Origin of the sequence: Streptomyces sp. NPDC056061, from assembly GCF_042266885.1 — a bacterium.
Lineage (GTDB): Bacteria > Actinomycetota > Actinomycetes > Streptomycetales > Streptomycetaceae > Streptomyces.
In genome coordinates this window covers 887,949-911,950 of record NZ_JBHJWQ010000001.1, presented here as the reverse complement: position 1 = coordinate 911,950, position 24,002 = coordinate 887,949, and the positions used below count along the sequence as shown (strand labels likewise).

Annotated in this window: 17 protein-coding genes and 1 pseudogene; 11 read left to right on the top strand and 7 right to left on the bottom strand. The window is 70.8% G+C overall.

Annotated elements, in window-relative coordinates:
* The first annotated feature begins 123 nt into the window (after nt 1-123).
* The 6 genes from ACFC79_RS03895 (at nt 124) to ACFC79_RS03870 (ending at nt 6,368) form a co-directional block, all read left to right on the top strand.
* Nucleotides 124-531 carry a DUF742 domain-containing protein gene (locus ACFC79_RS03895; protein WP_362019129.1) on the top strand — a complete coding sequence of 136 codons (408 nt, stop codon included), beginning with the start codon at nt 124-126 and terminating at the stop codon, nt 529-531.
* Complete coding sequence (locus ACFC79_RS03890; RefSeq protein WP_072487286.1) at nt 512-1,093, top strand: ATP/GTP-binding protein; 582 nt, start codon at nt 512-514, stop codon at nt 1,091-1,093. Before ACFC79_RS03895 ends, ACFC79_RS03890 begins: the two co-directional genes overlap by 20 nt.
* Nucleotides 1,094-1,441: 348 nt before the next feature.
* Nucleotides 1,442-4,699 carry a nitrate- and nitrite sensing domain-containing protein gene (locus tag ACFC79_RS03885; protein ID WP_376234756.1) on the top strand — a complete coding sequence of 1,086 codons (3,258 nt, stop codon included), beginning with the start codon at nt 1,442-1,444 and terminating at the stop codon, nt 4,697-4,699.
* A 10-nt stretch (nt 4,700-4,709) separates the two neighbouring features.
* Nucleotides 4,710-5,123 (top strand): roadblock/LC7 domain-containing protein, encoded by a 414-nt coding sequence (locus tag ACFC79_RS03880; RefSeq protein ID WP_026057603.1) that lies wholly within the window; start codon nt 4,710-4,712, stop codon nt 5,121-5,123.
* An 89-nt stretch (nt 5,124-5,212) separates the two neighbouring features.
* Nucleotides 5,213-5,806: a DUF742 domain-containing protein gene (locus ACFC79_RS03875; RefSeq protein WP_376234753.1), complete on the top strand. Its 594-nt coding sequence runs from the start codon at nt 5,213-5,215 to the stop codon at nt 5,804-5,806.
* Nucleotides 5,787-6,368 carry an ATP/GTP-binding protein gene (locus ACFC79_RS03870; protein ID WP_014048542.1) on the top strand — a complete coding sequence of 194 codons (582 nt, stop codon included), beginning with the start codon at nt 5,787-5,789 and terminating at the stop codon, nt 6,366-6,368. Before ACFC79_RS03875 ends, ACFC79_RS03870 begins: the two co-directional genes overlap by 20 nt.
* A gap of 150 nt (nt 6,369-6,518) precedes the next feature.
* Here ACFC79_RS03870 and ACFC79_RS03865 read toward each other — a convergent pair whose 3' ends face one another.
* From ACFC79_RS03865 to ACFC79_RS03840, 6 genes are all read right to left on the bottom strand, one after another.
* Nucleotides 6,519-6,722 (bottom strand): acyl-CoA carboxylase subunit epsilon, encoded by a 204-nt coding sequence (locus tag ACFC79_RS03865; RefSeq protein ID WP_376234750.1) that lies wholly within the window; start codon nt 6,720-6,722, stop codon nt 6,519-6,521.
* 93 nt (nt 6,723-6,815) lie between these two features.
* Nucleotides 6,816-8,399 carry an acyl-CoA carboxylase subunit beta gene (locus ACFC79_RS03860; protein WP_376234747.1) on the bottom strand — a complete coding sequence of 528 codons (1,584 nt, stop codon included), beginning with the start codon at nt 8,397-8,399 and terminating at the stop codon, nt 6,816-6,818.
* 579 nt (nt 8,400-8,978) lie between these two features.
* Nucleotides 8,979-11,348: a polysaccharide lyase 8 family protein gene (locus ACFC79_RS03855; RefSeq protein ID WP_376234745.1), complete on the bottom strand. Its 2,370-nt coding sequence runs from the start codon at nt 11,346-11,348 to the stop codon at nt 8,979-8,981.
* Nucleotides 11,349-11,487: 139 nt separating this feature from the next.
* A complete protein-coding gene (locus ACFC79_RS03850) occupies nt 11,488-15,360 on the bottom strand; it encodes an endo-alpha-N-acetylgalactosaminidase family protein (protein WP_376234742.1) in 3,873 nt (1,290 codons plus the stop codon).
* Nucleotides 15,361-15,527: 167 nt separating this feature from the next.
* Nucleotides 15,528-16,874, bottom strand: a complete 1,347-nt coding sequence (locus ACFC79_RS03845) for an MFS transporter (RefSeq protein WP_376234925.1) — start codon at nt 16,872-16,874, stop codon at nt 15,528-15,530.
* Between the two features lie 382 nt (nt 16,875-17,256).
* Nucleotides 17,257-18,213 (bottom strand): MBL fold metallo-hydrolase, encoded by a 957-nt coding sequence (locus ACFC79_RS03840; protein ID WP_376234740.1) that lies wholly within the window; start codon nt 18,211-18,213, stop codon nt 17,257-17,259.
* Nucleotides 18,214-18,521: 308 nt separating this feature from the next.
* Between ACFC79_RS03840 and ACFC79_RS03835 the strand changes: the two genes are divergently transcribed.
* The 3 genes from ACFC79_RS03835 to ACFC79_RS03825 all read left to right on the top strand — a co-directional run bounded on the left by ACFC79_RS03835 (nt 18,522) and on the right by ACFC79_RS03825 (nt 22,108).
* A complete protein-coding gene (locus ACFC79_RS03835) occupies nt 18,522-19,397 on the top strand; it encodes an RNA methyltransferase (protein WP_376234737.1) in 876 nt (291 codons plus the stop codon).
* 601 nt (nt 19,398-19,998) lie between these two features.
* Nucleotides 19,999-20,790, top strand: coding sequence for a GH25 family lysozyme (locus ACFC79_RS03830; protein WP_376234735.1), 792 nt, complete (start codon nt 19,999-20,001; stop codon nt 20,788-20,790).
* 163 nt (nt 20,791-20,953) lie between these two features.
* Entirely contained in the window at nt 20,954-22,108 is a 1,155-nt protein-coding gene (locus tag ACFC79_RS03825; protein ID WP_376234733.1) for a glycoside hydrolase family 3 N-terminal domain-containing protein, read from the top strand.
* 182 nt (nt 22,109-22,290) lie between these two features.
* Here the strand turns inward: ACFC79_RS03825 and ACFC79_RS03820 are convergent.
* Nucleotides 22,291-22,707 (bottom strand): annotated as a pseudogene (locus ACFC79_RS03820) (ATP-binding protein); the annotation flags it as partial.
* Between the two features lie 111 nt (nt 22,708-22,818).
* Here ACFC79_RS03820 and ACFC79_RS03815 point away from each other — a divergent pair.
* Entirely contained in the window at nt 22,819-23,640 is an 822-nt protein-coding gene (locus tag ACFC79_RS03815) for a Scr1 family TA system antitoxin-like transcriptional regulator (RefSeq protein ID WP_376234731.1), read from the top strand.
* Entirely contained in the window at nt 23,637-23,900 is a 264-nt protein-coding gene (locus ACFC79_RS03810; RefSeq protein WP_376234728.1) for a DUF397 domain-containing protein, read from the top strand. The genes ACFC79_RS03815 and ACFC79_RS03810 overlap by 4 nt, the downstream gene beginning before the upstream one ends.
* The last annotated feature ends 102 nt before the right edge of the window (nt 23,901-24,002 follow it).

Here is a 24,002-nt window from a genome sequence, read left to right as displayed (position 1 = left end):
CGCGGATCGATGACAGACTCGATCGCGCAACACCCCTCGTCCATCGCCCGCCCGGCCGCCTAGAGCCCCCACCGGCCCCTTCAGACGGCAAGCCGACACCCTGCTGTCACGCCCGGAGGATTCATGACCCCGCCACCCGCCTCATCCGATCCGTACGGGGCACTGCACCACGCGTCGTACGACGGTGAAGGCGACCAGCCGCTGGTCCGCCCCTATGCCATGACCGGCGGCCGGACCCGGCCCCGCTATCAGCTCGCCATAGAAGCCCTGGTCTCCACGACGGCCGACCCCGCGCACATGGCGACGCTGCTCCCCGAGCACCAGCGGATCTGCCACCTCTGCCGCGAGGTCAAGTCGGTGGCCGAGGTGTCGGCGCTGCTGTCGATGCCGCTCGGTGTGGCCCGGATCCTCGTCGCGGACCTGGCGGAAGCCGGCATGGTGGCCATCCACCAGCCGGGCAACGGAGAGACCGGCGGCGCGCCGGACGTGACACTGCTCGAAAGGGTGCTCAGTGGACTTCGCAAGCTCTAGCGGCGGTGCGGCCCGCGCCACCACCTCGGCGAAGATCGTGGTGGCGGGGGGCTTCGGCGTGGGCAAGACCACGTTCGTCGGTGCCGTCTCGGAGATCAACCCGCTGCGCACCGAAGCCGTGATGACGTCCGCGTCCGCGGGCATCGACGACCTGACCCACACCGGCGGAAAGACGACGACGACCGTCGCCATGGACTTCGGCCGGATCACGCTGGACCAGGACCTGATCCTGTACCTGTTCGGCACCCCCGGACAGGACCGCTTCTGGTTCATGTGGGACGACCTGGTCCGCGGCGCCATCGGCGCCGTCGTCCTCGTCGACACCCGCCGCCTCGCCGACTGCTTCCCCGCCGTCGACTACTTCGAGAACAGCGGACTCCCCTTCGTCATCGCCCTCAACGGCTTCGACGGACACCAGCCCTACACCCCCGACGAGGTCCGCGAAGCACTCCAGATCGGACCCGACACCCCGATCATCACGACGGACGCCCGCCACCGCGCGGACGCCAAGAGCGGCCTGATCACCCTCGTCGAGCACGCGCTCATGGCACGACTCAAGTAGGAACAAGTCGGTATTGACACGCGGAAGTTGCCGTAATCTCCCGAGGACGGGCTGTGTCCTGCGACACGATCCGCCCCCGTGTTCATAACGTTTCGACAGAGAATTGCGCCCTCGTTCGGCACCCGATGCGTTCAAACGGTACCGCTGCGCTCACACGAGCCCCGTCTTTTGACGGGGCTCGCTCTTTATGCCCGTTTTATCCGAGGCTTGGACCACTCGGAATGGCTGATTCCGACTGTTTGGAACGCGACCGGTCCCCATGCTGGAATTCGACGGACTTCCGAGTAGTACGACCCTGAACGAAATACGGCACACCGCAGGTGCCGACGCCGAGAGGTTAATGGTCGAGTGAGGCGAAGCAAGGAGGGCTCCGCGGCGCAGCCCGAACGGGGCAACTTCACCCCGTCGCCGCGCGCTGCGGCATCGCCCGCCGATGCATCGCGGACGAACACGTCCGGTGGCAGCACCAGCCGACTGGCCCCGCGCAACTGGCGGGTGCCCACCCGGCTGAACGCGATCCTCCTCATCCCGGTGGGGGTCGGCCTCGTCATGGGCGGCTTCCAGGTGAAGGGATCGATCGACACCTGGCGGGAGGCGCAGGACGCCGAGCGGACCGCACTCGTCGTCCGCGCGGCCTCCGACTACGGCCAGGCCCTCCTCGACGAACGCGACCTGTCCGCCCGGCCCCTGCTGTCGAACAACCGCCAGGACGCCGTGATCGGGCGGGTGCGGTCCGCCACCGACGCCGCCGCGGCGGCGTTCGACAAGGCGGTGCGGGACATGCCGCGGAAGAAGGGCCTGGAGCGGCGCCTCGAACTGTTCCGGCTGGAGGAGCCCAAGCTCCCCGAGCTGCGCCGCTCCGCCTACGCCGAGGGCATGGACCCGGTACGGACGGAGGAGGGCTACGTCCAGGTGCAGCACTCCCTGATGGAGTTCTGCAACGAACTGGGCCTGGGCACCGGCAACGTCACCAGCTACGGCCGTACGGTCTACGCGCTCGAACTCGCCAAGGCTGCAGAATCGCTTCAGCGCTCCATCGGCATGCACCTGCTGGTGCGCCCGAGCCAGGAGAGCGACACGTTCAACGCCCAGGTCAAGGCGTTCGGCTCGTACAACTACCTGGAGCAGATCGCACTCAACGAGTTCGTCTCCGGCGGCACGGAGGCCGACGCGAAGCGCCTGAAGCAGGTCATGAAGGCGCAGGCGGCGGTCGGCGCGAAGGAGCTGCGGCGGACGAAGGACCGGGCCGACGCGGCGGGTACGCCGTTCGTCACGCCGCCCAGCATCGACGGCTCCGTCTTCGACGGGATGGCCCAGCAGATCGCGCGGGGCGCGTCCCCCCAGAAGCTCGCCGCGAAGGGCATCACCCCCGAGACCTGGATGTCCGCCGCGACCGCCAAGTTCGACGGCTACACCACGGTCGAGAACGAACTCGTCGACAAGGCGGTGGCCGAGGCCGCGGACATCTCGTCCGACGCCCGGACCGATGCGGCCGTCAACGCCGCCGTCGTGCTGGTCGCGCTGTTCGCCGCCTTCGTGCTGGCCGGACTCGTGGCCCGGCAGATGAGCCGCTCGATGCGCGAACTGCGCACCGCCGCGTTCGGGATCGCCGAGCAGCGGCTGCCGATGCTGGTCGACCAGCTCTCCAGGAACGATCCGGGCCTGGTCGACACCCGCGTCCGGCCGATCCCGATCGACAGCCGGGACGAGATCGGCGAGGTCGCCCGCGCCTTCGACCAGGTGCACCGCGAGGCGGTCCGGCTGGCGGCCGAGCAGGCCATGCTGCGGGGCAACGTCAACGCGATCTTCACCAACCTCTCCCGTCGCAACCAGTCGCTGATCGAAGGTCAGCTGACCCTCATCACGGACCTGGAGAACAACGAGGCCGACCCGGACCAGCTGCAGAACCTGTTCCGGCTGGACCACCTGGCCACCCGGATGCGCCGCAACGGCGAGAACCTCCTGGTCCTGGCGGGTGAGGAACCGGGCCGCCGCTGGAACCAGCCGGTCCCGCTGGTCGACATCCTGCGGGCCGCCGCCTCCGAGGTGGAGTCGTACGAGCGCATCGAGATCTCCGGCGTCCCGGAGACCGACATCCACGGCCGGGCCGTCACCGACCTGGTGCACCTGCTGGCCGAGCTGCTGGAGAACGCCACCACGTTCTCCTCGCCGCAGACCAAGGTCCGGGTCACCGCGACCCGGCTGCCCGACAGCCGCGTGGTGGTCGAGATCCACGACAAGGGCATCGGTCTCACCGCCGAGGACTTCGCCGAGATCAACCACCGGCTGGCCAATCCGCCGACGGTGGACGCCGCGGTGTCACAGCGGATGGGTCTGTTCGTGGTGGGGCGTCTCTCCGACCGGCACGGCATCCGGGTCCAGCTGCGCCCGTCGGGCGAGCAGGCCGGAACCACCTCGCTGGTCATGCTGCCGGACTCGATCACCCGCGGCGGTGGCGGCGAACCGGACGTCTCCCAGGACGATTTCACCGTCTCCTCGATGATTCCGCAGCAGCAGGCGCAGGAACGGCCCGACCTCCGCTCCCAGACACCCACGGCCGCCGATCTCGGCTTCGACGACTCGCGCTACGAACAGCCGGACCCGGCGGGCCGGACGCAGTTCGCGCAGGAGCCGTTCGCGCCGGGCCCGGTCGCCGAGGCCGGCCACCGATATCCCGCGAACGGACCGACCGGGAACGGATCGACCGCGAACGGATACGTGGCGGACGGATATGCGGCGGACGGATACGTTCCCGACGGTCACGCCGGGCACGGTCACCCGGAAGCGGGTTTCGCCGACGGCGGCCATACTCCCGCAGCGCCGCAGGAGCCGTACGGGCAGGCCCCGCGGACGGGCGGCCACACCGCCCCCTGGCCCGGCGACGGCGACTACGCCGGACAGTCCGCCGCCACCGCCCACGACGGCTATCAGGACGGCTACCGGGGTGCCTACCCGGAGGCGGCGTACACGGCCGGCGAATCCGTTCGGCCGTCGTCCGGGGAACAGTTCGCCCCCGAGCCGGAGCAGGGCGGTTGGACGGCCCCGGAGACGCTCCGGGAGACGCACGGACCGTCGCCCCGGGCCGAAGCGGAATCTGCCCCGAGCACGCCCGCCGAGGCGCCGGAAAGCGTAGGCTTCAACCGTCCGGGACCCACCCCGGACTCCGGCCACGAGATGACCGACGCCGGTCTGCCGCGCCGGGGCAGTCAGCAGCACTGGCAGCCCAACGGCCGCGGTGGCAACCGGACTCCCGCCGCGCAGCACCAGCCGCAGCAGCAGAAGGAGGAGCTGCCGCCGCGGCAGTCGCCCGCGCCGCAGGGCGGGGACGGCTCCGACGACTGGCGTTCGACGAACGACGAGCGCTGGGAGCGGGCCGAGAAGCTCCGGGAGCCGAAGGCGGGCGGGATCACCCCGTCCGGACTTCCCCGGCGGGTGCCCAAGGCCAATCTGGTCGAGGGCACGGCGGAGCAGACCCCGCAGGGCGGGCCTCAGGTCTCCCGCGCCCCCGAGGACGTCCGCGGCAGGTTGAGCAACCTGCGGCGGGGTGTGCTGAGGGGACGTAACGCGGGTTCGGACACAAGTAACACCTACAACCAGGAGCGTTAGTGTGAGCCCGATGAGCCAGGCGGCGCAGAATCTGAACTGGTTGATCACCAACTTCGTGGACAACACCCCCGGGGTGTCGCACACGGTGGTGGTCTCCGCCGACGGACTCCTGCTGGCCATGTCCGAAGGATTCCCGCGCGATCGCGCCGACCAGTTGGCGGCCGTCGCCTCCGGGCTGACCTCGCTGACCGCGGGCGCCTCCCGGATCTTCGAGGGCGGCGCCGTGAATCAGACCGTGGTGGAGATGGAACGCGGGTTCCTCTTCATCATGTCCATCTCCGACGGCTCCTCGCTGGCCGTACTCGCCCACCCGGAGGCCGACATCGGTCTGGTCGGGTACGAGATGGCCCTGCTCGTCGACCGCGCGGGCACCGTCCTCACCCCGGACCTCCGTGCCGAATTGCAAGGAAGTCTTCTTAACTAGTAAACGGACAGTGCGTTTCTCGCCACCGCGCCATACAGTGCGGTGGCGCGGACCCACCGGGAGCGGGACCGGCAGGCGGAGGAGGAATCGTGACAACACCCCCAGACGGGCACCGGTATGACGGCGGCCGAAACGTATCGGGTGAGCACGGCGACAACCGTTTCAACTTCCCCTCCGCACCCAGCGGACAGGGCTTCCAGCAGCCGTACCGGCCCTACCAGCAGCAGCCACAGGGTCCCGGGCGGTCGCCGCAGCGGCCGCACCGCTACGACCCGCCCCGCTCCCCCGGCATCCAGCCCGTACCGCCGCGGCAGGCTCCCGAGCCTGCCGCCCCCGGCGCCCACAATCCACTGGTCCGTCCGTACGCCATGACCGGCGGCCGGACTCGACCGCGCTACCAACTCGCGATTGAGGCGTTGGTCAGTACTACGGCCGATCCGTCCCAACTGCAAGGGCAGTTGCCCGAGCATCAGCGGATCTGCCGGTTGTGCTTCGAGATCAAATCGGTGGCCGAGATTTCGGCACTGCTCTCGATACCGCTCGGCGTCGCCCGGATCCTCGTAGCCGACCTGGCAGAGGCCGGACTCGTCGCCATCCATCAGCCCGGCGGCGACGAGTCCGTCGGGGGCCAGCCAGATGTGACACTGCTCGAAAGGGTGCTCAGTGGACTTCGCAAGCTCTAGCGGCGGAGCAGCCCGCTCCACTACCTCGGCGAAGATCGTGGTGGCAGGGGGCTTCGGCGTGGGCAAGACCACGTTCGTCGGTGCCGTCTCGGAGATCAACCCGCTGCGCACCGAAGCCGTGATGACGTCCGCGTCCGCGGGCATCGACGACCTGACCCACACCGGGGACAAGACCACCACGACGGTGGCCATGGACTTCGGCCGGATCACGCTGGACCAGGACCTGATCCTGTACCTGTTCGGCACCCCCGGACAGGACCGCTTCTGGTTCATGTGGGACGACCTGGTCCGCGGCGCCATCGGCGCCGTCGTCCTCGTCGACACCCGCCGCCTCGCCGACTGCTTCCCCGCCGTCGACTACTTCGAGAACAGCGGACTCCCCTTCGTCATCGCCCTCAACGGCTTCGACGGACACCAGCCCTACACCCCCGACGAGGTCCGCGAAGCACTCCAGATCGGACCCGACACCCCGATTCTCACCACGGACGCCCGCCACCGCGCGGACGCCAAGAGCGCGCTGATCACGCTCGTCGAGCACGCGCTCATGGCACGTCTGCGGTAGGAGCCTCGTACGGAAGCCCGTACGGGCCCTCCTCGCCCCGCGCTCACGAGCGGGGGCGGGAAGGGCCCGTACGGGGGCTTCGGTGCCTTGCCACGCGATGATGCCCCGCACTCCCGAGGAGTGCGGGGCATCATCGCGTGCCGGTGTCCGTCAGCCCTGCCAGGAGTGCGGGGCGCGGAAGCCGGGGGTGCGCTCCAGGCGGCGCCATCCGGCGGTGCTGCGGCCGCGGTGGGCGGGGGCCGCGGCGGGCTGGGCGGCGGCGCGGGCGAGCAGCACGGCGGTTATCGCGGCAAGCTCCTCGGGGTCGGCGAGACCCTTCTCGACGCGCAGCACGGACTCGGTGGCAGTGCTCATGGGTGGTTCTCCGTCTTCTCGGCAGGTCTGGTCGGCAGGTCTTCTCGGCGGGTGCGCGGACTCGGCGGGTACACGGCTCGCACCGCCGCAGGACTACTGCGGGGGGTTGCCGTGCTTGCGGGACGGCAGGTCGGCGTGCTTGGTGCGGAGCATGGCGAGCGAGGCGATGAGCACCTCGCGGGTCTCGGCCGGGTCGATCACGTCGTCAACCAGGCCGCGCTCTGCGGCGTAGTACGGGTGCATCAGTTCGGACTTGTACTCCTTGACCATGCGGGTCCGCATGGCCTCCGGGTCCTCGGCGTCCGCGATCTGCCGGCGGAAGATGACGTTGGCGGCGCCCTCCGCGCCCATCACGGCGATCTCGTTGGTCGGCCAGGCGTACGTCAGGTCGGCACCGATGGACTGGCTGTCCATCACGATGTACGCGCCGCCGTAGGCCTTGCGCAGGATCAGCGAGATCCTCGGCACGGTGGCGTTGCAGTATGCGTAGAGCAGCTTCGCTCCGTGCCGAATGATTCCACCGTGCTCCTGGTCGACGCCGGGCAGGAAGCCGGGTACGTCCAAAAGAGTGATGATGGGGATGTTGAACGCGTCACACATCTGGACGAATCGGGCCGCCTTCTCCGACGCCTCGATGTCCAGGACACCGGCCAGGACCTGCGGCTGGTTCGCCACGATCCCGACCACCTGACCGTCCATGCGCGCCAGGGCGCAGACGATGTTGCGGGCCCAGCGCTCGTGGACCTCCAGGTAGTCGCCGTCGTCGACGAGCTCCTCGATGACCTTGTGCATGTCGTACGGGCGGTTGCCGTCGGCCGGGACCAGGTCCAGCAGCACGTCGCCGCGCCGGTCGGCGGGGTCGTCGCCCGCCACGTTCGGCGGGTTCTCCCGGTTGTTGGACGGGAGCATCCCCAGGAGGTACCGGACCTCGGCGATGCAGGTCTCCTCGTCGTCGTACGCGAAGTGGCACACGCCCGACGTCTCGGCGTGCACGTCCGCCCCGCCCAGGCCGTTCTGGGTGATCTCCTCGCCCGTCACGGCCTTCACGACGTCCGGGCCCGTGATGAACATCTGCGAGGTGTCGCGGACCATGAAGACGAAGTCGGTGAGCGCCGGGGAGTAGGCGGCGCCGCCCGCGCACGGGCCGAGCATCACGCTGATCTGCGGGATGACGCCCGACGCCTTGGTGTTGCGCTGGAAGATCCCGCCGTATCCGGCGAGCGCGCTGACGCCCTCCTGGATGCGCGCGCCGGCGCCGTCGTTCAGCGACACCAGCGGGGCACCGGCCGCGATGGCCATGTCCATGATCTTGTGAATCTTGGTGGCGTGGGCCTCGCCCAGCGCGCCGCCGAAGATCCGGAAGTCGTGCGCGTAGACGAAGACCGTGCGGCCGTCGACCATGCCCCAGCCGGTGATGACACCGTCGGTGTGCGGCTTCTTCTGCTCCAGGCCGAAACCGGTCGCCCGGTGCCGCCGCAGCTGCTCGACCTCCCGGAACGACCCCGGGTCGACGAGCAACTCGATGCGCTCGCGCGCGGTCAGCTTGCCCTTGGCGTGCTGCGCCTCGGTCGCCCGGTCACTCGGTCCGCGCCGCGCCTGCTCGCGCATCGCCAGCAGCTCGGCCACACGGCCACGGGTGTCACTCGGCTCGCCCGGGGTTTCGTCCACAACGGTCATGTACCGACCCTACGAACCCGGGCAAGCAAATCCCGCCGTTGACTCCGTACAGTCTCGTGCCCCGTTTCCTGGTGGAGCCTGACAGTGCGACGGCGGCGTGCAGGCGAAGTACCAGCTTCTGCCGCCCTGTCTTTATGGGAACCCGACAAGGGGGTGACTGGGGTCCGGTGCACATTGCTGTCAGCCTCGGAGTGTGGTCCGGTCGGGTGTCCCGGCCCTTCCGGACATCCGCGAGTCGGTCGCGTGCGGGGCCGCGGGGGTGGGCGGCGGGCGGCCGGACCGCCTCGTGGAAGGTGTCCCGCACGACGGCGGGCACGGTTTCGGAGGCGTCCGGCAGAGTGGCACCCGGTGGTCGGTGGACCGGCCGACGGTGCACTGCGGAGTCCGGTGAGAATACCCCGGCCCCGCGCCCACTCCCCTCGTCGGCCCGGTGGGAGGTCGGTCACACGTCGGCGTGCGGGGGGCGGGGCCGCGCCCGGCCCCCCCCCGCACGCCGAGAGCCCGGGGAAAGCCGCTGCCGCCCCGTGCCCGGCGGGGCCGGCAGGGCCCCGCCCCCGCCGTGTGACCGACCGGGCCGTCCTACCGGAGCTCACACCTCAGCGTCGCCCCCTCCGTGCCGGGCCGGACCCTCAGCACCAGACGCCGGCCGGTGGCGAGCACCTCGATGCCGGGGTCGGCGGAGACGACCGCGTGCACCGGCCGGTCCCAGGTGAGGTCCACCGGCGCGCCGCCGCGGTCCGGCCCGCTCACGCACAACGTCGTCGTCCCGCGCCGCTGCCGTACGAGGACGCTCGCCGGGGCCGTGGCGGACAGCGGTCCCGCCGTGCCCGGCTGCCAGAAGTTGGCGGCGGTGACGCCGAGCGCGCGGACGGAGACGGCCTGGACCGCGGAGGTGTTGGCGAGGACGGACAGCCACTGCCGGTCGGCCGCGCGGACGGTGACGGCGCGGCGGTCGGCGCCGGGCATCAGCAGGTAGGCGTAGTCGGCGTCCACCGGGTCGGTGCCGTGGTCGAGCCAGAGCGTCCGGTAGCGGCGGGTACGCCGCTCGGTGGAGCTCGTGGTGTTGATGTCGGACCAGGCACCGGTGCGGTCCTCGCTCAGGGTGTGCAGGCCGGTGGCCCCGCCGGGGAAGACCCAGCCGCCGTGGCCCTCCAGATGGGCCCAGCGGGGTGCGGTGCCGGTGTCCGCGGTGAACGCGGCGGTGCCGTTCTCGCCGAGGAGCCGGTTGTCGACGATCGTCTCGACGGCGGTCGTGTCGGTGCAGGTGATGCCCGCGCCGAGGCAGACGACGGTGTCGGCGAGGCAGAACCACGACTTGCGGGCCTCCAGGGTCGAACCGAGGCCCTTGAGGTGCTGGCCGACCGCGGCGAACTCACCGTCGGTGGCGCCGCCCACCCAGCGCGCGGCGGGCTTGGCCGCGCCCCACTCGCCGCCCGCCCGGTCCGCGAGCCGCTTGGTCGACACGGTGGTGCCGGGCAGCCGGTAGGGGTCGACGGTCGGCCAGAACCAGTCGGTGTACTGGTCGTTGTGGCGCTCGCCGGGCCACCAGTAGAGCATTCCCGCGCCGGTGTGCCAGCCGCGCGGGTTCTCGCCGTTGCCACATTCGTAGTACGAGATGCGGTCGGAGGCCATGGACAGGCCCGCGGCCCAGGTGGGACGGCGGTGCACGGCGCGGGCCATCGCGGCGAAGAGGTGGTGGCCGACCGGTTCGGGGGCGGCGGGCACGGCGGTGGCCTGGACGGCGTGCAGCCGGGCCAGGTCCGCGATGCCGAACTGCGGGGCGGTGAGGACGGGGCTGGTCCGGTCGCGGGCGATCCAGCCCTTGATCATGCCGTGCCAGCGGTCGCGTTCGGCGGCCGTGGCGCCCTGGGCGAGCAGGGCGACGCCCGCGATGATGCCCTGCCCGTGGAAGTGGTCGCCGCGCAGGACGTGGAGGTCGTCGTTCTGCGCCAGACCGCGGCTGACGGCCCGGCCGTTGACGCTGTCCATGACGAGCCCGTTGTAGATCAGCGGGGCGTAGGCCCGTTCGACACTGTCGAGGATGATCTGCCGGTTCGGGTCGGTGACCTCCCAGGTCGATCCGGCGAGGAGGGCGAAGAGGCGGCCGAGCCCGTCGAGCATGACCTGGCCGTAGGTGCCGGAGTAGGCGATGGTGGTGTGCTGGATGAACGACCCGTCGGCGTGGAGCCCGTCCCCCTGGGTGACGTACGGGAAGACCGGCGACAGGGCGTCGCGGGCCAGCGCGATCTTCTCGGGAGCCCGCCCGAGGACGCCGCGCAGGGTGACGGAGCGGCACAGGTCGACGCGGTTGGCGCCGGTGGAGGTGCCGCTGTAGTCGCGGAGCACGCTGTCCGGGATGAAGTGGTCGACGGCGGCGCAGGCCGCCTCGACACGGGCCGCGCCCAGCTGCTCGTACAGGACGGCGGTGATGTCCATGAGGATGCGCGGGCTGCCGATCTGCCACTCCCACCAGTTGCCGTAGGGGGTGACGGTGACGTGGTAGGCCGTCGCGGCGAGATGGTCGTAGCCGCGGACGATGTCGGCGAGCAGGCCCGCGTCGCCGGTGGAGCCGGTTCCGGGCTGGGCCCACGCCTGGGTCATCGTCCACAGCCTGCTGTAGCCCTGGGTGATGCCGGACGGCGGGTCGTACGGGACGCCGGGCCACAGCGAGCCGGGCGCCGGGCTCATCGTCGCCCGGTACTCGCGGGCCCGGGTGCCGATGCCGGCGAGGCGGGAGGCGTAGGGTTCGGCGCCCGCGTCGAAGCCGGTGCCGAGCGTGATGTCGTTCCACCGTCGGCGCAGTACGTCGAACGCGTCGGCGGCGGGGGTCGGCCCGGGGCCTTCGGCGGTGGTCCCGGCTGTCGCCGCTCCGGGGAGGGAGACCGTCAGGGCCGCGGCGGCCGAGACGGTGAGCAGGGTGCGGCGAGACCATACGGGCGAGTGCGGCATGTGCGGCTCCGATTCGTCGGGGGTGTTCGTCCCGGGGGCGGGACGAGGGGTGGGGCAAGGAGTGGGAAGGGCGCGGGGGTACGGGGCGCGGGGCGGGTACCCGCCCCGGAGCAGGTACCCGTTTCCGCGCCCCTTCGTCTCAACCTCCGCAGTGGAAGCGGGCGTTGCCCCAGTCCGCGTGGTCGTTGCCGTTGCCGTCGCCGCCGTCGTCGACGATCAGGTCGACGTAGGCCGCGCCGGTGATGTCGGCGGTGAGCTTCCAGGCGCTGTCGGCGGCCTTCAGGACCGGTGACTTCACTTTCTCGGTGCCGTCGGCGACGACGCCGAACCGCACACTGCCGCGCGACGTCTGGACATCGTCCACGCCCACCTCGGCGGTGAAGGAGGTGCACCGTCCACCCAGGTAGTACCGGATCTTCGCCGGGGCGTGGGTGCCGAGGCCCTTGGTGTAGACGGTGCCGCCGATGGTCAGCGGGGTGCCGTCGCCGCTGCCCTGTTCGCCGTTGGACCGGTCGCGCTCGACGGGGCCCCAGCCGTTCTCGCCGACCGTCCAGTCCAGGTCGCTCGCCCAGCTGTCGGTGGTGGGCGGCGGCGGCAGGGTGCGGACGGAGGTCTGCGCGCCGAGCGTGCGACGTGCCCCGCCGACCGTGTAGGACGCCTCCGAACTCAGGCTGTACGCACGGTACTCGGCGTCGGCCGGCGGGGTGACCCGCCAGCTGCCGGTGACCTTCGCGCCCGCGGCGACCGACTCGAAGTCGACGGCACCGGACGGCTCGGCCGTCCAGCCCCCGGGAACGGCAAGTCCGAGTGAGACGGCGTTCGCGGCCGTCGCCTCGTGGTTGGTGAAGCTCGCCCGGACGGTGTTGGCCCTGCCGGGCTCCAGGGTCTCGGCCGCCGGGTCGACGGTGAGCGTGCCGCAGGCGGCGATCTCGCCGGCCGGTGCCGGGCCGAGGTCGGTGACGGTGAACGCGTCGAGGACGAAGTCGGCGCCGTCCGGGGCGTCGCCCCGCTTGCGCAGCCCGGTCCAGGTGTCGCCGCAGCCCGCGGTGACGGTCTGGGTGAAGTGGCCGGTGGTGCGCTGCTGCCCGATCGGGGTGGCCCGGGTCTCGACCGACTGCGGCTTGCCGTCGGCGGTGATCCGGTCGTAGCCGTCGACCCATTCGTAGGCACCGGCGTGGCTGGACTGGTAGTCGTACTCGACCGTGTAGCGGTGGCCGTCGGTCATCGGCACGGTCCAGGGCGCGGTGCGGTAGACGAGGCCGGTGTTCTCCTCGTGGGCCTTGAGGGACTCCTTGCCGCCGATCACGTCGTCGACGAGCTTTCCGTTCCAGCCCGCCTGCGTGTACGGGGCGTGGAGCCGGGAGATGACCGTCCGGGGGTCGGTGGAGCCGCCCGCGTCGCCCTTGAGGAAGGGGCCCCAGCCCTGGTCGACGTCCTCGAAGTCCTCGTACACCACGGTGTTCTTCCTGGTCGCCGGGGCGTTGGCGACGATGCGTACGTCGTCGGCGCGGACCCGGGCCGCGGAGTCGCCCGCCGCGTCGATGCGGATCGTGGCCCGGCCGTCGGCGGGCGCGGTGAAGTTCACCTTGGCGCGCTGGAAGTACGTGCCGTGCCAGTCGGACGCGGCGACCTGGTCCTCGACGGTGGAGCGGTCGACGGCGACGGACTTCCCGCCGATCGAGAGCGTGGTGCGCCGGGTCCTCCCGGGCTCGACCTCGATCAGCGCGGACGCGCTGTAGCGCTTGCCGGGGGTGAGTCCGTCGACGCGCTGGGCCAGCGATGCGGCCGAACCGCCGTTCAGCGAAGCGCTGTTGCGGCCCTGCCCGTCGGTGTCGCGGGTGACGGTCCCGGTCTTCGTCCAGGAGCCGAGCCGGGTGTCGTCGAAGCCGGGGTCGGCGACCGGGGTGCCCTCGCCCCAGCGCGGGTCGGCGGCCTTCGGCGCCGCGCCCGGGTACAGGACGTAGGGCTGTCCGGCCTCGGCAGTGAGCGTGATCCGCCCGCCGACGGGCTTGACCGTTCCCGTCCTCACCCGGCCGTTGTCGGTGAGCTCGTACACGGTGTACGTCCCGGAGGACGGTACGGTCCAGCTGGTGGTGCCGCCCGTCTCGCTGTAGTGGTACAGCTTCTTGCCGCCGTCCCAGGGCAGCAGGTAGTCGGTGCCGCTGAGCACCTTGCGGCCGTGGTCGTAGAAGGTCCGCTTGCCGTCCTCGACCGTGCCCCGGACGCCACCGGTGAAGGTGATGTCGTTCCCGTCCCAGCGGGTGATCTTCTGGTGCTGGAGGTACTTGGCGGGCAGGTCGCGCTGCCAGATGTTGTCGTAGAAGGCGTTCCAGTCGGTCTCGCCGGTCCAGCCCTCGAACTCCTCGATGGCGGTCTGCCCGAGGACCGGGTCGTTGTTCCAGACGTCCTTCTCATCGTTGCGGATGAACCGGATGATCTTCGAGTTGAGGCCCTTGTTGGTGGCGCCGCCGTAGTCCAGGTCGTTGGCCCAGTGCGACCAGAGCGAGCCGCGCTCGAACTTGTCGGCCCATTCGGTGCCGACGTTCCAGCCCTGCTTCTGCACGGTCCGCAGCGTTGTGTCGGCGATCCAGCCGTGGGTGTGGTAGACGTCGATGTAGAGGAAGTCCAGATTGCGGTCGGTCTCGTCGCGCAACTGCTGGAAGCGGGCGGCCAGATCACCGCTGTTGATGTCGCGGCGCTGGTCGATGTAGTAGCTCTGGCCGAGCCAGTTCCAGCCGGGTTTGGTCTTGTCGACGAGTTCCTCGTCGAACGCCTCGGCCTCCGGGTACGCCTCGGTGGCGTTGACGTGGACGCCGAAGGTGGCGCCCCACTTCTTGCCTTTCTTCAGCAGGGCGTTGAGGTCTCCCAGCCCGCCGGCGCGCTTGTTGTAGTCGCCTCCGTAGTCGGGGTGGGCGGAGTCGTGCCCCTCGGAGGCGTAGCCCTTGAGCACGGCGAGCTGCCCGAGGCCGTCGGTCGACAGTGAGATCCGTTTGACGTCGTCGAGGGTGCGCAGGAAGGGGTGGGTGGCCTGGCTGGCGAAGTTGAACGGGATGTGGGTGATCACCCGGTCCGGGGTGTCCTCGCTGCCGGGCGCGGTGACGCCGATGGTGCGGAACGCGACGGCGCCGTCCTGCCAGTCGACCTTCCGGTCGCCGTTGGCGTCGGGGGTGACGACGACCTTCGCCCAGGGGAGGTCGGCCCCGCTCTCCGGCTTCGGCGCCCCCTCACCGCGGTAGGTCCACTGCCCGGACCGGACGCCGACCCGGATGCTGCCGTCGTCGGCCTTGCGGGCCTGGTGCCAGAAGCGGGCCCGGTCGCCGCCGGTGGCCCCGGCGGGCTTGTCGTACGAGGAGTTGGACTCGACGGCCGCAGCGAGCGAACCGGTGTTGACGATCGCGTACGTGGCCCCCACCGGGTCCTTGTCGACGGCGGTGTCCGCGGTGACCGGGGCGAAGACGTCGGCGGTCCGGGTGGCGTCGTTGTCCAGCCGGGTGAAGGCGGTGGCGGCCCCGGTTTCGGTGGAGCCGACGGAGACCAGGTCGTGGCCCGGTATGTCGATGGTGCCGACCCGGAACGCGGCGGTGTCGCGAACTGCCGTGACCGCGAAGGTGGTGGTGCGTCCGGCGACCGAGAGCGCGGCGTCGATCTCGACGCCGGGCAGGTCGGGGAAGGCCAGCGTGTAGCGGGCGGCCGAGCCGGTGAACCGGGGCGAGCCCTTGAGCTTCACCGGGTGCGCGGTGCCGTTGAGGGTGACGGCGGTGACCGGCCGGGTGCTGCCGAGCAGCCGGTTGCCGCTGCTTTGGTCGGTGTATGCCAGGACGCGCGGGAAGTCGTCGGCGACGGCGACCGAGAGCTGCGCGGACCGGATGACGGGGGCGTCCGCGAGCACGGCCGACTCGGCCTCGGCGGGCGACGGGGCGGCGGCCGAAGCCGGGAGGGCGGTCCCGATCAACGCCAGGACGGCTGCTGAGGCGGCGGCGACGGCGCCCGCCGAAGTAAATCTTCGCGACATGTGCTCTGCGTAGTCCCCGTGACCGGACACCGTCAATGACCTGCGACGACCCGGAGCGCGCCAGTCCAACAACCTTGTTGCGTAAGTCCAAGCGGAACGTTCGATGCCGGTCTTGGCGGAGCGCGCCGCCTCGGCAGTCGGGCGGCGCGCTCCGGCGGGGACGGGTGTCAGCCGGCCCGGCCTTGCGGGTCGGCCGGGGGCACGGGCATGCGCCAGGCCACGACCGCACCGGTCACGAGCCCCGCGGCGGCCAGCAGGGTGGCGACCAGGAACGGGTCGTGGGAGTGCAGGCTCGGAGCGAACCCGATCCCGACGCAGACGGCCACCCCGGCCGCACCGCCCAACTGGTCAGCCGCGCGCTGGACGCCCGAGGCGATCCCGGCGTCGTCCTCGGTGACGCCGCTGACCGCGACGTACTGCAGCCCCACGATGCCGAACCCCATCCCGGCCGAGATCAGGAGCATGGCCGGGATCAACGACATCCCGCCTGTCCCCAGTGCCGAGACGAGCGCGATCGCGGCCATCGCCGCCGCGGTGAACCCCAGGCCCGCGAGCACACACGCGCGTGCTCCCCAGCGCCCCAGCAGACCGGGCACCAGCATGGAGAACACGATCAGCGAGACCGCCAGGGGCAGCATCGTCAGGCCCGCCCCCAACGGGCCGATGCCCAACCGGTTCTGCAGGTAGAACGTGAACAGCAGGAACGAGGTCGACAACGCCCCGCTCAGCAGCATCGTGGCCAGGTTGGCCGCCACACGCGTGCGGTTGGCGAAGAAGCGCGGCGGCAGCAGTGGATTGCGCGAACGTGCCTCGACCCGCACGTACCCCGCCCCGGACGCCACCGCCCCGGCCAGCGCCCCCGGGGCCACCCATGCGGGCGTTCCGGGTTCACCGGCCTCGACCACGCCGAAGGTGAACAGCAGCGGGCAGGCGGTCAGCAGCAGCGCGCCGAGCAGGTCCAGCGGTGGGGTGTCCCCGGCCGTGGGCCGGTCGCTCTCGATCAGGAAGACGGCGGCCAGCAGTACGACCAGGACGAACGGGACCGGGATCAAGAAGATCCATCGCCACCCCAGGTGGGCGGTGACGATCCCGGACAGGACGAATCCGAGCACGAGACCGCAGCTGGCCACCGCCGCCCACACGCCCAATGCCCGTGTCCTGAGCGGGCCTTCGGGGAACAGCAGAACGATGGTGGCCATCGCGGCAGGCAGCGCGACGGCCTCGCCGGCGCCCTGCACCATGCGCGCGACCACCAGCAGGGCGAACGTGGGAGTCACGCCTGCCAGCAGCGACGCGATACCGAACAGCCCGGTACCGAGCAGCAGCACGCGCCGCCGCCCGAGCAGGTCGCCCAGTCGGCCGCCGAGCATCAGCATTCCGCCGCCGGTGACCGTGTACCCGACCACGACCCAGGTCAGGGCGTGCCCGTCGACGTCGAAGTCGCTGCCGATCGAGGGCAGGGCGATGTTGACCACGGTGACGTCGACCGCGATGAAGAACTGCAACATGGACACCGCGCACAGCACCAGCCATGCGCGTACGGGGGACGGGCTGTGCCCGCGTGAAGAAAGGATGCCTGAGAACATCAGGTGCTCCGTCGCTCGGAGAAAGCTCTGAGCAGCACGAATGTGCCGCTCCGGTCGGATCACGAAGCGACTGGACGTTCAGGGGTGGGTGAGTAGGACGCCCCGCCGCTAGCGGGGCGTCCTGGTCACCGCGGCACAAGCGGCCGCGCACGAAGCAGCAGACATGCCGTGGACACTACCAATGTCCGGCAGCCGGGTCGGGCGTCCGCCTGATGCCTCGGCACTTCCGCTGCTCCCGGGCCCTTCTCCGGAGCTCTCCGGTCACCGGGGGTTCGCCGTCCCGGGGCACCTGTCCGCACGGCGGCCCGCGTCACCAGCGGATGGCCGTGAGGTCGACCTCCTGAGGCTGGAGAAGGGCCGCGCGCTCCGCCAGGGCGTGCAGTCGCCGGGACATCTCGTCGGCGTCCAGCCGGTGCCGGTCCCCGTGGCCGGGCAGCACCCATTCGAACCGCAGCTTCCCCGCGGTCCTGGCCAGGGAGGCCGCCAGTACCTCGATGGAGTACCAGGTCACGCTCTCGACGACCTCCAGATCACGGGTCGTGCGCGACCAGTAGAAGCTGTCGCCGCTGAAGCAGTACCGGTCGTCCGCGAGGTAGAGCACGCTGCCCTTCGTGTGGCCGGGCAGCGGATGGGCCGTGACGCCCTCGCCGATCTCCACGGGGTCCAGCCCCCGGATCACCTGGTCCGCGTCCGGTGCCGCGTCGAGATCGCCCTCGTGGATCCACATCCGGGCGCCGAAGTGGTCGGCGTAACGGCGCCCGTGCGCGACGTGGTCGCGGTGGGTCAGCAGCACATCGGTGACGGGACCGGTCGTCGCCGTGTACCGTTCCGCGAGCCCGGGGCTCCAGCGCGGGGTGTCGATCATCATGGCCGTGCCGGAGGGCCGCCGGAGCAGGTAGGAGTTGGCCCCGGCGGTGTGCGTGGAATTGTGCCCGCACAGCAGCACGTCCCCCTTCGCCCCACCGTTCACATCTCCGTTCGCGTTTCCGTTCGCGTCTCCGTTCGCGCCGTCTTCCGATCCGTCTTCCAGGCCGTCTTCCAGCGCCATCGGAAACGGGTCGAGCGACGGATCCAGTTTCCCCGCCCCCGGCCGGATCGAGCGGGTGTGACAGGCGAAGGCGGCGGCGTGTAAACGCCGGTTCTCCGCGGCGCCGTTCGGTTGGCGCAGGACCTTCGACCGCCCCTCCTCCTCCCCGAACAGCTCGGGCGCGAACTGCCGGGCGACATCGCAGTTGGTGCAGCGGTCGTCCACGTACCAGTCGTTCATGGCAAGGGCTCCTCATACGTCCACAAGTACGGCCCCGTCGGGGCCTCCACTTCAGGGATAGCTCACGCACGGCACGAAGCGGTAGGCCGCGCCGGTCCGGCTCCCCGGCCCGACTCTCCCCACTGGCCCAACTGGCCCAACCGGTTCAACTGGCCCAACCGGTTCAACTGGCCCAGCACGCAAGGGATGAGAGAGGATGTGGGTCCGCAGGCACGGGTTCGCCCGTCATTCATGCGGCATCGCCGCTCACAGGGCCACGGGCGCGGGCGAACACATGCGGCAACGATCATCTTCGAATTGGAGGACGGGTGGCAGTACAGCGGATCTCTACCCGTAACGCCCGTTTCCAGCAACTGCAGACCCTGCTCGGCAACCGCACGAAGCGCGGGCGCGCCAAGGAGTTCCTGGCCCAGGGCGTACGCCCCATCACCATGGCCGTGGACCACGGCTGGACGATTCGCTCCCTGCTGTACGACGCCGACCGCCCGCTCTCCCGATGGGCCGAGGACCTACTGCGCCGTGCCGGTGCGGAACGCGTGGCTGTGGCACCGCAGTTGCTCGCCGAGCTCAGCGAGAAGGGCGCCGGGGCCGCGGAGGTGCTGGCGGTGGTCGAGATGGCACCGGACAGCCTGTCGCGGATCAAGGTCCACGACGACTTCCTCGGCCTGCTCTTCGACCGGCCGACGCAGCCCGGCAACATCGGCAGCATCGCGCGGTCGGCCGACGCGTTCGGTGCCGACGGGCTGGTCGTGACGGGGCATGCCGCCGATCCCTACGACCCCAAGTCCGTTCGTGCGTCGACGGGTTCCTTCTTCGCCGTGCCCGTGGTGCGCAGTCCGTCGCACCACGAGGTCATGGAGTGGCTGGGGCAGGAACGCGCCCAGGGCAGGCCGGTGGCCGTTGTCGGCACGGACGAGCACGGGGACGCCGATGTCTCGGAATTCGACCTGACCCAGCCGGTCCTGCTGCTGATCGGCAATGAGACCACGGGCCTCAGCACCGCCTGGCGCAGCCTCTGCGACCACGTGATCAGCATCCCGATGACCGGCTCGGCCAGCTCCCTGAACGCGTCGAACGCCGCCACCGTCGTTCTCTACGAGGCGCGCCGGCAGCGTCTCGCGAGGAGCTCGCGGGAGCCGGCGGTGGCATCGGCAGCGGCTTCGGCAACGGTGCCGGCACCGTAGACGTACCCGCCGCGGCAGGGGAAAGCGGGCCACCGGCTCACCCGTGCGCGGCCCATCTCGCCCCGCGACGGCACCCGGCCGGAAAGGGCAGAACTCGCCCCGCCGCCTCACCGGACTGCCGCCTCACCGGACTGCCGCCTCACCGGACTGCGGCCTCACCGGGCTGCCAACTCACCGGGCTGCCACCCGCGATTCCCGCCACGCGAAAAAAGTTCCGCCGGTGCCGATCCGTTTCCGCAGCTCACCGAAGCGCGGATTGGCCTAGACCACTAACGAAACGGAAAACCGTTTACCACGCGCACACTCCTATGGCTCACTATGTCGTGTTCGCGTCAATCGGACGCGCGTAGATCCCCTGAAGGGGAGCGCGGCCGACTCCTCCTGACCGGACGACGCACGCCGACCTTTCCGATTGCCGCGCGCTCCCACGGGGGCGCGCCGAGATCCACCGCACCGAAGGACCACTCGGCACGACTGCATCTCGCCCCCCACCAAGCAGGAGGAAACCTTGTTCCCCCGGAGCCTTTCCCTGAAATCCGCACAGCAAAGACTCACTGCGGCCGGCGTTGTCGGCCTGAGCGCCGCACTGACCCTCAGCCTGATGTCGGGCACCGCCTCCTCGGCGCCGCTGCCGTCCGACAGTGCCGTACCGTCGGGCAAGGGCTACATGGGCGTGGGCTACGTCCAGGACAGCAAGGACTTCAAGCCGGACACCCGGCAACTGCATCTCGACGCGAAGCCGGACGCGAACCTGCTGGCGAACCCCGCCGGTGTGGACGTCTCCAGCTGGCAGGGCAGCATCAACTGGAGCGCGGTCCGCGGCGCGGGCATCGAGTTCGCCTGGATGAAGGCGACCGAGGGCACCACGTACAAGGACCCCACGTTCAGCGCCAACTACCTGGGCGCCTACAACGCGGGCGTGATCCGGGGCGCGTACCACTTCGCGCGGCCCGACGTGTCCGGCGGCGCGGCGCAGGCGAACTTCTTCGCCGGCAACGGTGGCGCCTGGTCGCGCGACAACCTGACGCTCCCCGGCGTGCTGGACATCGAGGGCAGCTGCTACGGCAAGACGGCCGCGGCGATGCAGTCCTGGATCCTCGACTTCTACAACACGTACAAGGCCCGCACCGGCCGCGATGTCGTGATCTACACCAGCCCGAGCTGGTGGAACTCCTGCACCGGCGGCTGGACCGGCATGTCCGCCAGGAGCCCGCTGTGGGTGGCCCACTGGACCGACGCGGGCAACCCCAGCATCCCGCAGGGCTTCCCGTACTGGACCGTCTGGCAGTACTCGTCCACCGGCTCGGTGAGCGGCGTCTCCGGGAACGTCGACCGCGACCGCTTCGGCGGCGACCGCTCCCGTCTGCTGGCCCTGGCCAACAACACCCCGTGACAGCGGGTTTCGGCGCACGCTGACCACCGCCGCCGGGGATCGCGTCCCGACTCCGCAGCGTGATCGGCACCACGGGCCGGAGCAGGCCAACAAGCCTGCTCCGGCCCGGAGTTCCGGCCAACGGTCCGGCCAGGCACCACAACAGTTCACGAAGGAGCACCCCATGAGCTCGACACCGCACTCCCTCAGCAGGCGCGGCGCCCTGCTCGCCGGAACGGCGGCCCTGGCCGGCGGACTGGGACTGGCGCTGGGACCGGCGGCCCGTACGGAGGCGGCCGTACGGCTTCCCGAGGGGTGGCGCTCCCCCTCCTCCGCCCTGACCCCGGCGCAGCGTGCCGGGCAGTGCGTCATCCACTCCTACCCGGGGCTCACACCTCCGGCCCGGCTGCTGACCGCGATCAGCGAGGGCCGTACGGCCGGGGTGATCTTCTTCGGCGAGAACATCAAGAACCTGGCCCAGATCGAGGGCGTCATCCGGGAGATGAACGAGGCGCACGCCTCCGCCCCCGTGAAGGCCCCACTGCTCCTGATGACCGACCAGGAGGGCGGCCTGGTGCGCCGCCTGCCCGGCGAGCCCGTACTGTCCGCCAAGGACGTCGGCGCCTCCACGGACCCGGCGGGGCAGGCGGAGTTCACCGGCAGCGGGGCCGGCATGAACCTCGCGGGCGTCGGCATGAACGTCAACCTGGCGCCGGTCCTCGACGTGTACCGCACGGCCGGAGATTTCACCGACCAGTACGGCCGGTCGTACGGCAAGGACCCGGCGGCGGTCGGCGTCTGCGGCTCGGCTTTCATCACGGCACAGCAGAACGCCGGGGTGGCGGCCACCGCCAAGCACTTCCCCGGCCTCGGCCCCGCCTCCGCGAGCCAGAACACCGACCTGGGCCCCGTCACCCTCACCACCTCCGCAGCCACCCTGCGCGGCGTCGACGAGGTGCCGTACCGGGCTGCCATCGCGGCCGGGACCAAGCTGGTCATGCTGTCCTGGGCGATCTACCGGGCCCTGGACGCCGACCGGCCCGCGGGCCTGTCCCCGACCGTGGTCGGCGAGCTGCGGAACCGGCTCGGCTTCCCGGGCGTGACGGTCACCGACGCCCTGGAGGCCGGAGCGCTCCGGGCCTACGGCGGCACGGCGGAACGCGCCGTACTGGCCGCCGCCGCAGGCATGGACCTGATCCTGTGCTCGGCCCGCGACACCGCCCAGGGGGAGGAGGCGGTGACCGCGCTGAGCGAGGCCCTGACGGCCGGGACACTCGACGGAACCGCCTTCGACGCGGGCGCCGCACGCGTCAACGCCCTGCGCAGCGCCCTGTCCTGACCAGCCGCGACAACACCCGCACGCACCGGCCGGGCCCCCTCCCCCTCCAACCCGGTGATCGGCAGATCACTCGATCACCCGGGTGCCGGACCGGCCACCCGCCCGACCGCCCTCTCCCGGAACAACGCGGACCGCCCGACGACGGCCGCCCCCTCCGCCCCCGGGCACAACCCGCCCCGGGGCACCTCGAACTCACACCACACCACCTTGCCGGGGTTCCGCTCCCCCACCCCCCACTTGTCGGCGAGCGCCGCCACCAGCAGCAGCCCCCGCCCGCCCTCCGCGTCGGCCGCCGCTTCCGGATCGACCGGGGCGGCCGGGCGCACCTCCCCGTCGCCACTGTCGTGGACCTCGATGCGCAGCACGCCGTCGGCGGGCTCCAGCCGCATGCAGACCAGGTACCCCCGCCCCGGGGGAACGCCGTGGAGCAGGGCGTTGGTGGCCAGTTCGCTCACGCAGAGCAATACATCGTCGACACGGGACTCGCACGCCCAGTCGATGAGCGCGGAGCGCACGAACTGCCGTACGAGCGGCACGGATCGCCGTTCACGGCGCCGGAACGTCTCGCGGATGTGGGGGAGTTGAGTTGCTCGATTCACTCCACCAAGGTCACACAACGTCACTAGTGTTGAGCAGCGCGTGCGAGAGTACATCGCGCATGTACGACCCATGACGGGTCGGTACGGGTACGGAGCGGGGAGAGGCAATCCATGCAAGCAGCGAAGAGGACCAAGCGGATCACGTCGTGGCACGTCATCGGCGCCCAGGTGGCGACGTTCCGCAAGGCGGCCCGGATGACACAGGCGGCGCTGGCCGCCCGGTGCCAGGTGGGCGAGGACACCATCTCGTCGATCGAGCAGGGCCGTCGCCCGCTCCAGCTCGACTTCGCCATTCTGCTCGACGACATCCTCGACACCAAGGGGGTATTGAAGGTCGCGGTGGAGAAGGTCCCCAAGAAGGAACGCTTCCCGGCCTTCGTCCAGGACCTCATCGACTACGAGCAGGAGGCGCTGACCCTGCTCTCGTACGAGAACCAGGTGGTACCGGGCCTGCTCCAGACCGAGGAGTACGCCCGCTTCGTCTTCTCCTGCCTCTACCCGCCCCTCGAAGAGGACCAGTTGGAGGAGTGGGTGGCCGCCCGGCTCGACCGGCAGCGACTCCTGGAGCGCAGGCCCCGCCCGATGGTGCACTTCATCCTGGAGGAGAGCATCCTGCGCAGCGAGATCGGCGACCCCGCCATGATGCGGCGGCAGATCGGCCATCTGCGCCGCTGCATGGACCGCCCCTTCCTGGGCCTCCAGATCATGCCGATGAAGCTGCCGAAGCACGCGGGATTCGCCGGACCCATGGTGCTGCTGGAGACCCCCGACCACGACCATCTCGCCTATGTCGAGGGGCAACTGACCAGCTACCTGCACGACGACCCCGACGACGTCAGTGTGCTCCAGCAGATTTATGGGATGCTTCGTTCGCAGGCGCTTTCCGTCGAGAAGAGCGCGCGCCTACTGGACGAACTGCTTGGAGAGAAATGACCCGCGCAGCCCACCCGGCTCCCCACATCACCGCCCTTGCCTGGTTCAAGTCCAGCTACAGCAGCAGCCAGGGCGGCAACTGCCTCGAAGTCGCCTACGACTGGCACAAGTCCAGCCACAGCAGCGGCCAGGGCGGTGACTGCGTCGAGGTGGCCACCCACCCCGCCGCCGTCCACATCCGCGACTCCAAGGTCACCGACGGCCCCGTCCTCACCGTCCCACCCACCGCCTGGACCGCATTCCTCGCCGCCACCGTCTGACCCGACGCCCCCGTCCCTCCGCTCCCCCTCGGCCCATCCCCCGGGCCGAGGTGTCGGCAGGCTTCCCACTCGCCGCCGAACCCCGCATGCTGGTCCCACCCG